The organism is Ruegeria sp. SCSIO 43209 (genome assembly GCF_019904295.1).
Lineage (GTDB): Bacteria > Pseudomonadota > Alphaproteobacteria > Rhodobacterales > Rhodobacteraceae > Ruegeria.
Genome location: NZ_CP065362.1, coordinates 182,490 through 197,751, shown reverse-complemented (window position 1 = coordinate 197,751; position 15,262 = coordinate 182,490). Strand labels below are relative to the sequence as shown.

The window sequence follows — 15,262 nt, the reverse complement described above, 5'->3', positions numbered from 1 at the left end:
CTTAAGACGGTTAGACGTTTCAAATTTGACTTTATTGGGGCCGCCTGATGGCTTCACTATGGATCACAAAAAACGAAATCGCCTATATAGTCAGTCCAAACCTTCATTACACTATATGTCGTGTTTGCCTGATGGAAGAAATGGATTCTATACCGCCGAAATAGACGCTTGGTCCACGAATTCGAAACAATATCGCGCTGATTCCGAACGCTTCGAATCGCTGCGATGCGGCTCAATTCAAGCGGGAAAAACTTATGTGCCGGTTTTTGGGGGCGCCGACGCAACAGAGCTGCCCGCCCAAGCCAGATTGTCGCTGAGTTGTGCGAGAATGCTTATTGCATCCTTCAGCGGTGCGTCCCCGGTTTCAAACTGCAGCAACAGCAACAGGTCAGTGGCCTTTTCAAACTCGGCCGGAACCCAGTCTGCTTTGGGATCGATTTCGGTACCAGATTCTAACCTTTCGGCAAAATCCTCGACGATTTCCTGACAGCTTTGCAGGAAGGCCGCCGGTTCAATATCCGAGCTTTCACGCAGATCGTTGTAAATGCTGGCGATGGCCGCAAGCCAGTCTTCAAGGATCGGATTGTCCAGGGGGGGCAGGGCGGCCTCTAGGCTTGCCTGCACAGTATTGCCGTCGGCCTCAACGCCATCTGTCGAAGCCGCACCAGTAAGGTTCTCCAGATAAGGCATAAACTCTTCAGCCAGATCTTTTTGGGCGGCCTCAAGATCATGGCGACGGTGATCAGAGGCTATGTGCAAAACCTGTTCTGCCAAGTTCTGCCCGCCACAGGTTTCCCACAAAGCAAAGTCGGGTTCAGGCTCTTGTTCCATGGCCCGTACCGCAACCGGGGTGCCGATGGTCACAACCGCGCGAAACAAATCGCCCTTCTCCTTGTTCAGGCGTGCGACTACCCGATCCAGAGCATCCCGCACCGGAGGCAAATCGGCATGTGTTACAGCCAACAAGCTGTTATTGCGCAGCTTTTGGGGGACCTGCGACCACAAATGGCGTTCGGTTTCACGCCAGGCGTTGGTGCCGTTGGTGCACCAGATCGCACAATCCACATAGTCGAGCAAATTTAGAGTCTGCTTGTAGGTATCATCCAGTGCACCGGCACCGGGCAGATCAAACAGCGAAATCTCCTGCAGGGCCGGGGTGTTCAACCCGACCGAGATGAAATCGGGTTCGTCAGCCGCTGCCTTTTCCAGCGCTATACCCGAATAGACTTTGGGTTCCTTGTCCCACCAACCAACGGTTGTCTCAGGCGTATCAGCATAGGCCACGATCACCAGGGGCAATTTCAGATGCTGCGGCCCGGTGGGCAGAATGTCTGCCCCCGCCAGCATGTTGGCAAGGCTGGACTTTCCGGCTCCAAACTCCCCGGCAAAACCAATGGAAACCGCGTTCGAAAGCCGCTCGGCATGGGCCAGCGCGCGGGCGCGCATATCATCCAGCTCTGCCGATGAGGGTGCATTTTCGGTGGCGGTCAGGAAACGCTCTAGCTGGCGCACTTCCTTCTCGGTTCCGGGGAATTCAATCATTCTGCGGCCTCTGCCTGTCGAGTGTCCACGGGTGCAGTTCCGTGCACCGCCCCTAGTTCATCGCTGATGCGCCGCGCTTGGTCAACCGCACGTTGCGCTTCGGCGCGCGCGTTCGACCCATCGGGGCCTGCGCGATGTTCCAGATGCCCGGCCAGCAGCGCCATATAGTGGTCAAGAACGGTTTTCATCCGTTCGATCAGGTCGCTTCTGGCGGTATCTACAAGATCGTCTCCGATCATCTCAAACTCTTGCACGATCATCCGTTCGGCGCGGTTCAACACACTGCGACGCGATATCAGTCGCGACAGCCATGTCACACGCAACTCAACCGTAATGCCACGCGTCAGCGCGCTTGTGTTCGGACGGAACCAACGCACCGCACTGGTATTCATGCGATTGTCCACGGGTTCCTGCCATCCGGGCAGGGCGCGCAAAGCAGCATTGGTCTGCATATCGATAGCGTAAAGCTCACTAAGCATGCGCTGCCGTACCACCTGTGTCGCGCCCTGGACAAGCTCGCGCATCCGCTCACGCAGAGGCGTAAAGTTCAGCTCAGTATCTCCGTCTTTGGCCAGCAAAGGCGATTGCCCATCAGGGCCGCGCACAACGATCGAGACAGCCTCGGCGACGGTGTCATCCATAACGCCCCGCAAATTGGCCAATACATCGTCCATATCATTGGTGATGGCCTTGGATTTATCTTCAACTAGCGCACGCAACTCAGAAAGCGATTTGTTGTTTTCTTCGACATCCGCTGTGTCAGGACCATCCTTTTCCTCAATCGCACGAAGCCGCGCCGTGCTGCGCTCAAGCTCACCTTGGGCAAAACTGTTTAAGTGCTGCCACGCAATATTAAGCTGTTCTTGGCGTGGCCCTTCGGTCAGGGCTTTGGTCACATGACGGCGCAGATCGGGCAGACCCGACGCGATCATCGCGGCAAATCGCAATACACCTTCGCGGCTAATGGGGCCGGGGCCTTGTTTGATCTCTTCGACGCCGTCAAGATATTGCTTCATCTGTTCGGGATGCGCCCTCAGCCACGCCAAAATCTGATCATGGTCGATTCCGGTTTCATCCCCGGTCAGCGCATAATGGGCCCATTGGGCGCTGCCCATCAGAACGTCAATCTCCGAGTTGCCAAGCGCCTGTTCGAGCCCATCCAATACGTCAGTGCGCACCTTGCCGGCATCTTCGGCGCCACCGCCCAATTCGTCCACGCGGTTGATGAAGACCACGATCTGACCAAGCTCTAGCGCTTGCATCAGGCGGAATAGCTTCAGATCAGCCCTCGACAACGCCTGATGCGCAGACAGCACGACGACGAAAAAGTCGGATTCCTTGAGATACTGGCGCGAAATCTCTTCACGGATCAGCAGCGGGTCATTGACACCGGGTGTGTCTGTGACTGTCACCGGATACGGAAAATGGCCAATGTCAAAATAGACCTCGGCCTTACGGGTGATGTCGCTGTAAAGGCCCCGATCTGAACCGGGGTCATACTGGTCTTCATCTGTCGGGTCATCCCCGGCACAGACATAGCGCGCCAGGTCATCCGAGGTCAGCTCATCCAGATCGTGATGCTCGCCAAGAAGGTGCTTGTAGCTTTCCCCCAAGCGCAGCTTGGCGCGGGTTTTCATTGCCTCGACCTGCTCTTCGATCATCTCGCGCTTGTAGCTGTCCTCTTCATCAGGGAACATGTTGCGCAACTCTTCACCTTCGGCGATCAGGGCCTGCCATTGGCGATTGTCGAAGAAATGAAACTCGGCGCCCGACGTCCGACCGGACGGATGACCGAAATGCATGTCGGTGATCACTGTCGTCCATGGGTTCACGTCCGAGGGTAGATATTCTGCATGCCCGGTGAAACCGTTGATCAAGCGCGATTTTCCGGCCTTGATTTGACCTACGAATGCTATCGAAGGCTTGAGGTTCGACAAGTCGTCAACGATGCGCGAGATGAAGTGACGCGTTTCGTCATTGCTCGTCCCGTTCATGTCTTCTGCGATGCGAATAAGCTCGCGGCGGTTTAACTCACTCATAAGATTTACCCTGGTAACTCGTATTTTGTTTAACTTTGCAAAGTGGACACTATTTGGCAGGAACGCGGTTATTCAACGGCGCTATTCAATGTTTTCCATAGGTTGACGACAGCGCCCAGCTTGCGGGCGTCATGAACGGCGGCGGCGGTTTCCTGACCGTCGCACAAGATGGCGAGACCCGCGCCTTGTCCACCTGTCGGGCGAATGACGATCAGCTGTGGATCAGTTAAAGCATCGGAACCATCGGCCTGCCATCCGGCCAGATCCCGGGTGAATCGGGCCAATATATCCGTGTCCGGATGTGCGTCTTGGCCTTGCGCACACAACCCGTCAAATTGCATCTCGTCTTCAGTCGACCCAATCAGTATTCGACCTAATGCGAACCGATCCGCGCCCTCAAAGAATTTTCCGGCAATACTGGTGGCGCCTTGTGACGCAGTTTCTGGCTGGGCTTCTGGTTCTAAGGTCTGGTCGGAAACGATGGCCATGCGCGGCTCTTCGATTAGTTCAATCCGCGCGCAGGCCGCTTCGACCTCCGAAAAGGTAACCCCTACGTCATCAGCCTCAAGCGCCGTATCCGGGCGCAGAGAAACCAACTCAAGCGGGCCGGGTGCCGTTGCAATTTCCGACACCACTTGCGCCAGTCGTTCGATCAGTTTTTCGCGTGCTTCGGTTTCAAAATCCGGGACAGGGCCCGAAGCACAGCGGAATACGTCGGTGACCCGAGAGCTGTTGACTTCGATAGCCAAAGTTGCCCCGTCAGCCGCCGTAAATTCCAAACGCCGAGGCAAGATCGTGCCCCGGATGGCCCCCAGCACCTCATTCCGGCGTAACAGTGCGCTGCTACCCGATAGGTAGATTGCAGGCGATAAGCGCGCGATCGAAGTCCGCCCGATCCCTTCGAGCATATCCAGTATTTCACTATCCATCATGCGTGACCCCCTCTGGTCCCGTCTACACCGCGGCCGCCACCGGCCCGAGGCTGAGATGTGATTTCGTAAGCGCCAGCCCGACATTCGCGCTGTCGCGGCAGATATAGCATACCACGTGATCAGGATATTCTGTTGTCCTGAGAAAGATGTGCAGCCGGTCGTTTGAGAACACCGCGATTTCCCCAAATCCGGGGTGTTCAGTATCGTCGATTTTTGCCGCACGCAGGAGTTCTTCGAATCCCTTCATTCCGCGTCCCTGAAACAGATTAGCTACTGCAAGTGCGAGATTTTCGAGCGCATCAGCGCTGTCTTGGTCCGACGCGTCGACGCCCAATAACATGCCGGTCTCCATGTCGACATACCCAGCTGCGATGCAGTCGGGTATGGTTTCGATGGCCGAAGCCAGAGCAGAGTCAATCGACATTCAGATGCCCACCTTCGGGTTTAATCTAAATCGCATGCCATTCCGCTCCGCCGTTCTTGCGAGCCTCAGAAACGGCGCGCGGTATGTCTTGATTCCGCTTAGCGTCATGTTCCAACGCAATCTGGTCAAACTCGGACAAGAATGCTGCAAAGGCGCTTTTCAGGCCATTTGCATCGTCAGGCAGGTTCTCACGCGCCACGATTTCACCCCACATTGCTGCAGCACTGAGTGGCGCTTCTATGAGGCGATCGCCCAAATCATCTGCCTTGTCATCGGCTGCATCTTCAATCTCTTCGGCAGCAGCTTCACCCACCATTGATACGACGCGGTTTGGAGCCAGCGCATTCGATTCGGGCTCCGGTTCATATTCGTCTGCCGAGTTTTCCGACTGTTCCGCCAACAGGGCCGTAATCGACGAAACCGATACTTCGATATCTGATGATTCTTCGGCGTCTTCCGACGGCTCTTGTTCGGTGTCCGCAGCTTCGACTGCTTCCGCTTCGTCCTCTTCTTCACCCAAGACGATCAGTTCGGCATCTTCCTGCTCTTCCTCATCATCGTCATCCATGAAATCAAACTCATCCACGTCGGTGATGGGGTTTGCCAAGAGGTTCAGATCCAGCGGATCTTCCGTCTTGTCAGAGAACAAGGCACGTAAGTCTTCATCAGCAGGCTCCGCTTCGGTAGCCATTTCCGCGCGCATCCGCTCGGCTTCTTCTGCATCAATCCGCGCCTGTCCCGACTCCTCGGTGCGACGCTCCACGCGGGCAGGGCGTACCGGGAAACTTGTAACCACATCATTCTCGGCAGAGTCATCTTCCATCGGCGTGACAAGTTTCAGCGGTGCATCACCAGAGGTTTTCTCGGGCCGCGATGGCTGAACTTTGGGTGCGTCTGACAGGGATTTGTCAATTTGATAGCGCGACAGCATATCCGCACGGCTGTCCATGATCTGCTCAGTGATCTCAAGGAAACTGTCGACCATCTTGCCGCCGCCGCTGCGTGACCACAGCTCGGCGTCACCGGTTTTGTCACGGGCCATGATAGCATCACGGGCCGAGAACAGGATCGTGCGATTGAACAAATGACCCGCTTCGCGATTTACGCGGCGCAAGACCTTCTGCCGGTCTTTCTGATTCAATGCATCTGCGCGCGTCACCAGCAAAAGCGATTTATGCTGCAGCCGTTCCGGCAGCGAAACCCATGTGGCACGTTCAGTTTCGCGCCAAGCCTGGGTCGAGTGCGTGCACCACAACACACCATTGGCCTGGCCAACTGCGCGTTGCCAGACATCCGTCGAAATCTTCGGGTCCGAAATGCCGGGTGTGTCGATCAGGTCGACCGCCTCAAGAATGTCGGCTTCAAGGAAGATGCGAATGAACTGGGCGTCGTTGACACCAACCTGTTCAAGCTGATCCAATTCGATATTCTGCGTACTACCATCATGGCGTTTGATATAGGCGGGTCGATTGCCCCAGCTGAACCAGATCGGCGGCAGTTGCGTCGCTGTGACCTGCGTCGGCAGTGCCTGTTTGCGCAGCAGGAAATTCATCAACGTCGATTTGCCTGCACTGAATTCCCCCATGAGCGCAAACACAGGTTTGCGGCGGGACCACTGCTCGATGCGGTTCCAAGCCTTGGGAGAGACGAAGCGGGTTTGTGATTCTTTTACCATAACTCTTCTTATGCTGCTTCGTTACTAAGGTCTTTCAGGATATCGCCCAGAATATCGTCACGTGATTTCTGCGGCTTCTGCTCGGCCATCTGGGCCGCAGCCCTTTCAGGCGATTGCGAGATGCTGAGCAGCGTGTCTTTCTGTTCGGCAATAAAGTCGGTCAGCGCGGCCCGCACGTTCTCTAGGACTGCGGCGATCTGGTTTTCCTCGATGTCTTTAGTGATCGAGTTCGCCTCGGACGCGATCAGTCGCGTATAATCTGCGGCATAGGCTTCGAACCCTTTGCGGCGTTGCCACCAACGTCGCCACCATGTGCTCTGCAGGTCCAGTGCGATTGTGCGGCCAATCCCTAATGGCGGGGGTACACGCGGCACGATCGGAGCTTCAATGTTGAATTCACCCAAGTGGTTGCCCAGCAGCTTCTGATACAGTGCCTCCACGTCCGCTGCAGCAGCCGAATACAGAGCACCGGCATCCTTACGCATGGATCGGGCAAAGCTGAAATATGCCGCCTTCTGCAAGGTGCGCAGACCTGCTGGATCATATTGCCATGTACCCTGCTCACCATTCTGTTCCAGATGTGAGATCAGAGAATCCGTCGCACGTTTGACAAAATTTGCTTCCGCAGACGCAAGTCGCTCTAATACCTTGTCGCGAAGCTTGGTTGTCAGTTCCGAGGCTTTCTTTTCGTACTCAGCCGAAACCTTTGCGATCGCTTCTTCGGGCGACGCACCGTCCAGATCCCGAACGATACCGTCAGAGTTAGACAGCGTCTTGGCCACTGCAGTCGCCCGGATCTGGCTGGCAATGTTGCGCGCCCGATGGCGAACGCGATCTAAAAGACGCGTTCCTGCACCCTCAGCGATACGCTCATTCATGGCGAGCAGCAGATCAGGCAATCCTGATAGCGCCCAGATCTTATCCAGCGATGCAGCCTGATCGCCAAATCCAGCCGCCAGATAGAAGGTGTTCAACGCCTCGCGCGATTCCTCAGTTAGAATGTCCGGGTTTCCGGTTAGCGCAGCCTCGGCCCACAGAGCGCTGCCAAAAACAACGCTGGTGTTGGCGTCTATGTTGTTCTGTTTCAGTGTGTCTTGAATACGATCACGTATCTCAGGCACTTGATTGACCGGGTCTGACAATTCATCGATGCGGTTCACGAACAGGATGATCTGGCGGTTCTCGAACTGTGCGATGATCCGCATTAGCGCCATGTCCATCGTGGTCAGCGCCTGGCTGGCAGCCAAAACAACAACACACACCTCTGATCCACGCAGGCTGCGTAGGGTGATTTGTTCGCGTACCATAAAGGTATCGTTCACACCTGGGGTATCGCAGAGCTTGAGCGAGATCGGATATTGCGGGATATCCATGAACAGCTCGGCCGATTTAGTCACATCGGCGAAACGGCCCGTCTTGGGGTCGATATCCGGGTCATCCTCATCCCCGAGGCAGACATATCGCTGAATCAGTTCATCGTCGAAATAATCATACTGGTGGCTCTGACCGAGAATCAGGTCAAAGTGCTTCCCAAGCCGCTCCTCTGATTTGGCCTTCATCTCGCCGATTTGACGGCGAATATCGTCCATCTCATCATCGGCACCGGCTCGATTGGCCAACTCGCCCAGACGACCGCCGCCAACCATCAGATTGTCCCATTCTTCCTGCTCGAAGAATGTGAATTTGGAACGGGTGTCGCCTTCTGTGCGGGTGTTGATGTTCAGCGTTGTAACCACCGAGGTCCACGGGTTCACATCCGAAGGCAAAAGATTTGGCCGCCCGGCCAATATGTTCACGATCGAGGATTTGCCGGCCTTCACCTGCCCCACCATCGTGACACTGGCGGTAAAATTCTCCATTTTGGTCTTGAGCGCAGCCAGCCGTGCGGAAGACCGCGCATCCGCCACCTCTGTCAATTGGTCGATCTGTGTCGTCAACGAGGTCATTGCCTCTGTCATCTCAGACAGGGACTCGTTTCCGACAGACAGAAGGTGGTCGTTACGCGCCATGGTCAGCCTCCGGTACCAGTTGCAGCGATGTGGTTCCCTGCCCCGTCAGGCAGGCTTGCAAGCGTGTCGATTCGTGCGATCAGATCCAGCGCGTTGCCGAGGATTGCGGCCTCGGTTCGCGGTGAAATCGATTCATATGCGAAAGAATCAGCCAGAACTTCGATTGAACTGAAGCCTTCACCATTTTCCAAACAAGCCACACGGCGTCCGGTCGGAAAATCATCTGTTTTGTTGGCAGGCAGCGGCATGCGGGCATTAGCCAGCAAGTAGCGATTGCCCGAATGCGTACGAAGAGCGACGCCGAATCCTGTGCCAGGGTGCTGACGGTTCAGGGTTTTCAGTTCGCCAATAAAGCTTTCACGCGCAAGGCTGACAGCGTCTTGCTCGGAAGCAACGGATTTGATCTGGTTGGTCACGACAGAGACCCTTGTTCTGGAGTTGAGCAGAAACTCGCACGGTGCCAGAAGGCAAAAAGACTCATTAACTCCTGCGCCCAATCAATTACGATTACCGCGGTGTTATTTTGACGCGAATAGGATATTTTGGCGTTTGAAATGTGGCACAATTATGATGGCGTCTCATAGAAAAACCTCAACCTATGAGAGTGTAAACCACGACGTTGACGAGTTGCCCAAGTTTTTATGGCTTTGATTGCTTGTTAAAAAGTCCGAGGTTCCGTAGCGTCAAGGATTTACATGCTGCTTCTTACTTTTTTGAAATATATAGAAATAATTTCTATTTCTGTGATCGAAGGAACCTCTGATTGAAATTCGATACGAAACCACTCACCTCAAGTTACACTTTTTGGAATGTGCTCCACACAAAGAAGTCTTTGAGCGACTCAACGTATGCGAGTTTAAGATAAAGAGAAAAATTGCGATAAATGTTCGCTAAATGGAAACAAAAAGAAGGACCAGAAAACGGGCCTTCACACAGGTGAAATTACGACCAAAACCAGCACCTGAGCACTGTTCGTGCTGGAAAGACTGGCCAAACTGCATTTTCACTGTCCAAGGCACGTTCTTTAACATTTGGCACATGCGAGTTCTGGTTAAACTTACTTGGGCAAAAGATTGTTTCCAGCGAGACGATAATAAACTGCCCTCTCGCTTGATTTTACCTCTCGCACTCATTCAAAAGCTTTGCTATTCAGCGCGTCGTCGCGGTGCTTCGGCATCGGGTTGCGGGTGTGGCGAAATTGGTAGACGCACCAGATTTAGGTTCTGGCGCCGCAAGGCGTGGGGGTTCAAGTCCCTCCACCCGCACCAACACGACTTCTTACCATCAATGTGATTGATCGCTGGCGAACTTACGCAGTTCAAACGCCGTAGCGGGCCATAAACATGTCGACGGCCTGTAATGCAACCTCGTCTATCTCGTTCTGGTCAAATCGATTTTGGATACCGAAAGCCGCGCGGCCCCATAGTCGGACTTTGCACAGTTCAGAAAACTGCTCGGCCGCGATGTTGACGTCTTCAACCGCCAACTCACCTTTGCCAACTGCCTTGGTCAGATATTCGGCCATCTGGCGTTGGCCGTTCCTCGGTCCTGCTTCATAAAACGCTTTACCAAGCTCGGGGAATCGGTCGCGTTCGGCCACACATATGCGAAAGACCTGTTGCGCGAAGTCCGAGACGAGAAAAGCCGTAAGCTGAGTGGCTGCTATCGTCAGCACCTCGCGGGCTGGCTTGGTCTCATCGATCATCGACAGGATGCGCTCGGACATCAGGCGACATTCGGTCTGGGCAACCTCGGTGAACAACAGTCGCTTGTCGGGGAAATAGCTGTATAGCGTTGCCTTCGAAACACCCGCCGCACGCGCGATGTCATCGACGCTTGCACCTTCAAACCCATCCGCCATGAAAACCTCTCGGGCCCCACGTAACACCTGGTCGAATTTACGGCCTGTACGCAGGATGGTGGCGGCTTGGGTCATGGTGTCTCCGGATTGCGATATCCTGCAACACTATAAACCGTTCGGTTCAGTTTCAACGCTTTTCACTCCGATAGCGGTTTTGGCACAACGTTACGGCTTCAATCGTACCGCCGACCGTGCGTCAACCTTGCGAGCCAGACCAGCCATGTTAACACGTTGCCATGGTCGAGATATTTCTGCGCACTCTCCCCTTTTTCGCAATCATCGGCCTGGGGTTCTGGGCCGGACGCAGCCGGTTTTTCCCTCCCGAGGCGACAGCATATCTAACCAAGTTCGTGTTTTTCTTTGCTTTGTCGGCTATGCTATTTCGGTTTGCCGCCACCCTGCCCTTTGCCGAAATTTTCAACGGTCGGCTGGTGATCGGGTATCTGATCGGCACTGCTGGCGTCTATGCGCTGGCGACGGCTATCGCTTATCTCCGAGGGCTGGACATCCCCACCGCCGCGGTCGAGGCGCAATGTGCTGCTATTGGCAATGTTGGGTTTCTGGGCCTGCCCATGCTTGCGCTGTTATTCTCCGAAGCCGCCATAGGTCCAGTGATGTTGGTGCTGACGGTTGATCTGGTTGTGTTTTCCTCATTGATCGTGATCCTGATCAACGGTGGCCGCGATGGTCGGCTCAGCCTGGGGACGATGCGCCTGATCGGGATTGGCCTGCTGAGAAACCCCATGATCTTGTCAATCTCCGCCGGATTGCTCTGGTCTGCATTAAAAGCGCCTGTACCGGTGCCTCTGAATGATTTTCTGACGATTCTGGGCGGCGCTGCTACGCCAGGTGCGTTATTTGCCATCGGGGCATCACTGGCGGACAAATCGGCCGAGCGCATCCAGATCGCGGGTTGGTTAAGCTTTTGCAAGCTGGTGCTGCATCCGCTTTTCGTCGCACTAATGGTGATTTGGCTGATCCCGGTTGCCGCCTTTCCGGCGATGGTCGCAATCGCGGCGGCGTCTTTACCAGTAGCGGGCAATGTTTACATGCTGGCCGCGCACTACGGTGTGGCCCCGCAACGGGCATCTGCTGCCATCCTGTTATCTACCATCGCCAGCATTCTGACCGTCCCGCTGGCGATAGGATGGGTCAGCGGATTCTGATCTTCACCTTTTCGAAAAATGAGCTTTCCAGAGGTGGCTGCACTTTACGCCGACGCTGCAGAGCGTTAGCCATGGCCCGGACACAACGTAAGGATCAGCTTGATGGAAACCCTTTCGGAAAATGCCTGTTTTGGTGGTGTGCAGGGCGTTTATCGCCATGCTTCCTCGGCCTGCAAATGTGATATGACATTTGGCCTTTTTCTTCCGGCCGAAGCCAAGGACGGCCCCGTTCCTGTTCTGTGGTATCTGTCGGGCCTGACCTGCACCCATGAAAACGCCATGACGAAGGCGGGTGCCCAGGGTTGGGCGGCCGAACAGGGCATTGCGCTGGTGTTCCCCGACACTTCACCACGCGGCGAAGGCGTGGCAGATCACGAAGACTATGACCTTGGCCAAGGCGCAGGGTTCTATGTCAATGCCACGCAAAGCCCTTGGACGCCTCACTTCAACATGTGGGATTATGTTGCCGAAGAGCTGCCGGCCCTTCTGGCCGAGAACTTTGCGATTGATCCTGATCGTCAGGCCATCACCGGGCATTCGATGGGTGGGCATGGCGCATTAACGCTGGCGATGAACCTGCCCGGGCGTTACCGGTCTGTTTCGGCCTTCTCGCCGATCTCGAACCCCATGGGGGCGGATTGGGGTCGCAAGCAACTCAGCGCGTATTTAGGCGATGATGAGACCGCATGGGCCAAGCATGATGCGTCGGCGATGATGAAAAGCACAGGCTTTGACGGACCGGTCCTGATCGACACCGGTGCAAACGATCAGTTTATGGATCTGTTGCGCCCGGAGGCACTGGCGCAGGCAATTGCCGAGCGTCGCCAGCAGGCCACTTACCGACTGCAGCCCGGCTATGACCATTCCTATTATTTCGTGTCCACCTTTATGGAGGATCACATCACCTTCCACGCCGAAGCGCTGTATGGGGACTGAGGCATGAGCAAATATGACTATGACCTGATCATCATCGGCTCGGGCCCTTCAGGCCGGGCGGCGGCGATTCAGGCAGGCAAATTGCAGCGCCGGGTGCTGGTGATTGACCGCAAAGATCGTTTTGGTGGTGTCTCTGTTCATACCGGAACGATCCCATCGAAAACCTTGCGAGAGACGGTGCTGAACCTGTCAGGCTGGCGCGAGCGCAGTTTTTATGGGCGCTCCTACCGGGTCAAGGATCAGATCAGCGCCGAGGATCTGAAAGCACGGCTGCACATGACACTCGATCATGAGGTCGATGTGCTGGAGCATCAGTTCAACCGCAACCATGTTGAAACGCTGAACGGGTTGGCGACGTTCACGGGGCCACACGAGATCGAGGTGGCTACGGATGCAGGCGAATCCACGCGTCTGACAGCAGCCAAATTCCTGATCGCCACCGGCACCAAGACCTACCGGCCAGATTACGTGCCTTTCAATGGCAAAACTGTCGTCGATGGGGATGATTTCCTTGAGATGGAGGAAATCCCGCGTTCGCTCTGCGTGATCGGTGCGGGCGTGATCGGCGTTGAATATGCAACTATGTTCTCGGCGCTTGATGTCCGGGTGACGTTGATCGAACCGCGCGAGACGTTTCTGGATTTCATCGACAAGACACTGATCCACGATTTCACACATCAGATCCGTGAAAATGGCGTCGATCTGCGGTTGGGGGCAGCCGTCGAGAAAATAGAAGACGCCGGTAGCCATGTTGAGATCACGCTGGACAATGGGCGGCACGTCCGGGCCGAGATGCTGCTGTTTGCAGCCGGCCGGATGGGGGCGACCTCGGCGCTGAACTTGGACGCGGTTGGCATTGAAACGGATCATCGCAATCGTATCAGCGTGGACCGCAAGACCTATCAGACCTCGGTGCCGCATATCTATGCCACCGGAGACGTCATCGGGCATCCGTCGTTGGCCTCAACTTCGTTGCAACAAGGGCGGGTCGCGGCCTGTCATGCGCTGGAGACTCCAACCCTGCCGGAAAGCCCCTGGTATCCGTATGGGATCTACTCGGTCCCCGAAATCTCAACCTGCGGGATGTCCGAGGAAGAACTGCAGGAGCGTGGTATTCCCTACGAAGTGGGTGTGGCCCGGTTCCGCGAAACCTCGCGCGGGCACATCATGGGGTTGGAGCATGGCATGCTGAAGATGCTGTTCTCGCTCAAGACCCGCCGGGTCTTAGGGGTTCAGATTGTCGGCGAAGGCGCAACCGAGCTGATCCATATCGCGCAGGCGGTGCTGAACCTGAAAGGCACGGTGGATTACTTCGTGCAGAACACGTTCAACTATCCGACCCTTGCCGAAGCTTACAAAATCGCGGGGCTGGATGCCTTTAACCGGATGCCCATTCCGGACGAATTCAAGGTGCGCAAATCGACGCCAAAGGCAAAGTCAGCGCCAAAGGTCAAAGAGGCGTGACGACGCTTTACATCGACGGGGATGCCTGCCCGGTCAAGGCCGAGGCTGAACGGGTGGCAACCCGGCACAAGGTGCCGATGGTTCTGGTCTCAAACGGAGGGCTACGCCCCTCTGCCAACCCGTTGGTGCAGGTAGTGATCGTCGCCTCGGGAGCAGATGAGGCGGATAAGTGGATTGCCGAACGCTGCGGCACCGGCGATATTGTCGTTACCTCTGATATACCGCTGGCCGCCAAGTGTATTGAAGCCGAAGCACGCGTGCTTCGGCCCAGTGGTGAGGCTTTCACCGCGGCCAATATCGGTCAGCAATTGGCAATGCGCGATCTGATGGCGGACCTTCGCGCGGCAAACCCGCTGGGGACAGGTGGCGGAGGAAAACCATTTGGCAAAGCCGACCGTTCGCGTTTTCTGGATGCGCTTGAGCGCGAGATACGCGCTGCCCTTCGCAGGTAGTGCTCCCGCCGGTCAGAGACGCATCAAAGATGCATATCCTTCCGTTGGGCTGGGCAGCGCGTGCCGCGCTGCGGTTGGCGCTTGCATCTCTGACCTGCGATTGGTTCAGTCGTTGTGATTGAACTGGTATGGGATTAAGTCATGGCCATTGAAGCCGTCATCTTTGACATCGGAAATGTGCTGATCGAGTGGCAGCCCGAGCGCTATTATGATCGGGTAATCGGCGAGGATCGTCGTCGCGCCATGTTTGACGAGGTCGATCTGCATGGGATGAATGATCTGGTAGATCAGGGCCATCATTTCACGGATACGATTTACAATTGGGCGGACAAGTACCCGGAATGGCGCGATGAAATCCGAATGTGGCATGACAACTGGATCGAACTGGCCGCGCCCGAGATCCCACATTCAGCGCGACTTCTGCGCGCGTTGCGGACCAAGAAGATCCCGGTCTTTGCCCTGACGAATTTTGGGGTTCAGAATTTTGACTATGCCACTACCGTTTATCCGTTTCTGAATGAGTTTGATCGTCAATACGTCTCGGGTCGGATGAAGACGGTCAAACCTCATATGCCAATTTACGAAATGGTTGAGGCCGATTGCGGCATCCCTCCCTCGGCGCTTTTGTTTGCAGATGACAGGATCGAGAATATCGAAACAGCAAGGGCGCGCGGATGGCAAACGCATCACTTCATCGATCCGCAGGGTTGGGCGGATCGATTGGTTTCTGAGGGGCTGCTGACCGCTGAAGAGGCCGCATAG

General features: G+C 55.6%; 13 protein-coding genes and 1 tRNA gene. 6 read left to right on the top strand and 8 right to left on the bottom strand.

The annotated features are described in order from the left end of the window. Positions 1-252: 252 nt before the first annotated feature. The 7 genes from I5192_RS20365 to I5192_RS20335 form a co-directional block, all read right to left on the bottom strand. Positions 253-1,542 (bottom strand): dynamin family protein, encoded by a 1,290-nt coding sequence (locus tag I5192_RS20365; protein ID WP_223118644.1) that lies wholly within the window; start codon positions 1,540-1,542, stop codon positions 253-255. Next, positions 1,539-3,581, bottom strand: a complete 2,043-nt coding sequence (locus tag I5192_RS20360) for a dynamin family protein (RefSeq protein ID WP_223118643.1) — start codon at positions 3,579-3,581, stop codon at positions 1,539-1,541. Before I5192_RS20360 ends, I5192_RS20365 begins: the two co-directional genes overlap by 4 nt. Before the next feature lie 68 nt (positions 3,582-3,649). After that, positions 3,650-4,513 carry a hypothetical protein gene (locus I5192_RS20355; protein ID WP_170407298.1) on the bottom strand — a complete coding sequence of 288 codons (864 nt, stop codon included), beginning with the start codon at positions 4,511-4,513 and terminating at the stop codon, positions 3,650-3,652. A 22-nt stretch (positions 4,514-4,535) separates the two neighbouring features. Beyond that, positions 4,536-4,937, bottom strand: coding sequence for a hypothetical protein (locus I5192_RS20350; RefSeq protein WP_170407295.1), 402 nt, complete (start codon positions 4,935-4,937; stop codon positions 4,536-4,538). Between the two features lie 25 nt (positions 4,938-4,962). Further along, positions 4,963-6,612, bottom strand: coding sequence for a dynamin family protein (locus I5192_RS20345; protein WP_223118642.1), 1,650 nt, complete (start codon positions 6,610-6,612; stop codon positions 4,963-4,965). 8 nt (positions 6,613-6,620) lie between these two features. Beyond that, positions 6,621-8,621: a dynamin family protein gene (locus tag I5192_RS20340; RefSeq protein ID WP_170511876.1), complete on the bottom strand. Its 2,001-nt coding sequence runs from the start codon at positions 8,619-8,621 to the stop codon at positions 6,621-6,623. A gap of 2 nt (positions 8,622-8,623) precedes the next feature. Continuing rightward, positions 8,624-9,037, bottom strand: coding sequence for a hypothetical protein (locus I5192_RS20335; RefSeq protein WP_170393931.1), 414 nt, complete (start codon positions 9,035-9,037; stop codon positions 8,624-8,626). A gap of 767 nt (positions 9,038-9,804) precedes the next feature. Between I5192_RS20335 and I5192_RS20330 the strand changes: the two genes are divergently transcribed. Beyond that, a tRNA-Leu gene (locus tag I5192_RS20330) sits at positions 9,805-9,889 on the top strand. 50 nt (positions 9,890-9,939) lie between these two features. Here I5192_RS20330 and I5192_RS20325 read toward each other — a convergent pair. Then, positions 9,940-10,557, bottom strand: coding sequence for a TetR/AcrR family transcriptional regulator (locus I5192_RS20325; protein WP_223118641.1), 618 nt, complete (start codon positions 10,555-10,557; stop codon positions 9,940-9,942). Between the two features lie 161 nt (positions 10,558-10,718). Between I5192_RS20325 and I5192_RS20320 the strand changes: the two genes are divergently transcribed. The 5 genes from I5192_RS20320 (at position 10,719) to I5192_RS20300 (ending at position 15,262) form a co-directional block, all read left to right on the top strand. Then, complete coding sequence (locus tag I5192_RS20320) at positions 10,719-11,648, top strand: AEC family transporter (protein WP_170509273.1); 930 nt, start codon at positions 10,719-10,721, stop codon at positions 11,646-11,648. A 102-nt stretch (positions 11,649-11,750) separates the two neighbouring features. Continuing rightward, positions 11,751-12,584 carry an S-formylglutathione hydrolase gene (gene fghA / locus I5192_RS20315; protein WP_170663463.1) on the top strand — a complete coding sequence of 278 codons (834 nt, stop codon included), beginning with the start codon at positions 11,751-11,753 and terminating at the stop codon, positions 12,582-12,584. Between the two features lie 3 nt (positions 12,585-12,587). Next, positions 12,588-14,048, top strand: a complete 1,461-nt coding sequence (gene sthA / locus I5192_RS20310; protein ID WP_170393939.1) for a Si-specific NAD(P)(+) transhydrogenase — start codon at positions 12,588-12,590, stop codon at positions 14,046-14,048. After that, positions 14,045-14,500 (top strand): YaiI/YqxD family protein, encoded by a 456-nt coding sequence (locus I5192_RS20305; protein WP_170393941.1) that lies wholly within the window; start codon positions 14,045-14,047, stop codon positions 14,498-14,500. Before sthA ends, I5192_RS20305 begins: the two co-directional genes overlap by 4 nt. A 141-nt stretch (positions 14,501-14,641) precedes the next feature. Next, positions 14,642-15,262, top strand: a complete 621-nt coding sequence (locus I5192_RS20300; protein WP_170625675.1) for an HAD family phosphatase — start codon at positions 14,642-14,644, stop codon at positions 15,260-15,262.

What these genes read in the sequence shown, in the direction of transcription:
- sthA (WP_170393939.1), top strand. Translation starts at nt 12,588, where the DNA reads ATGAGCAAATATGACTATGACCTGATCATCATCGGCTCGGGCCCTTCA.
- I5192_RS20340 (WP_170511876.1), bottom strand. Translation starts at nt 8,621, where the DNA reads ATGGCGCGTAACGACCACCTTCTGTCTGTCGGAAACGAGTCCCTGTCT.
- I5192_RS20350 (WP_170407295.1), bottom strand. Translation starts at nt 4,937, where the DNA reads ATGTCGATTGACTCTGCTCTGGCTTCGGCCATCGAAACCATACCCGAC.
- I5192_RS20355 (WP_170407298.1), bottom strand. Translation starts at nt 4,513, where the DNA reads ATGATGGATAGTGAAATACTGGATATGCTCGAAGGGATCGGGCGGACT.
- fghA (WP_170663463.1), top strand. Translation starts at nt 11,751, where the DNA reads ATGGAAACCCTTTCGGAAAATGCCTGTTTTGGTGGTGTGCAGGGCGTT.
- I5192_RS20300 (WP_170625675.1), top strand. Translation starts at nt 14,642, where the DNA reads ATGGCCATTGAAGCCGTCATCTTTGACATCGGAAATGTGCTGATCGAG.
- I5192_RS20365 (WP_223118644.1), bottom strand. Translation starts at nt 1,542, where the DNA reads ATGATTGAATTCCCCGGAACCGAGAAGGAAGTGCGCCAGCTAGAGCGT.
- I5192_RS20320 (WP_170509273.1), top strand. Translation starts at nt 10,719, where the DNA reads ATGGTCGAGATATTTCTGCGCACTCTCCCCTTTTTCGCAATCATCGGC.
- I5192_RS20360 (WP_223118643.1), bottom strand. Translation starts at nt 3,581, where the DNA reads ATGAGTGAGTTAAACCGCCGCGAGCTTATTCGCATCGCAGAAGACATG.
- I5192_RS20345 (WP_223118642.1), bottom strand. Translation starts at nt 6,612, where the DNA reads ATGGTAAAAGAATCACAAACCCGCTTCGTCTCTCCCAAGGCTTGGAAC.
- I5192_RS20325 (WP_223118641.1), bottom strand. Translation starts at nt 10,557, where the DNA reads ATGACCCAAGCCGCCACCATCCTGCGTACAGGCCGTAAATTCGACCAG.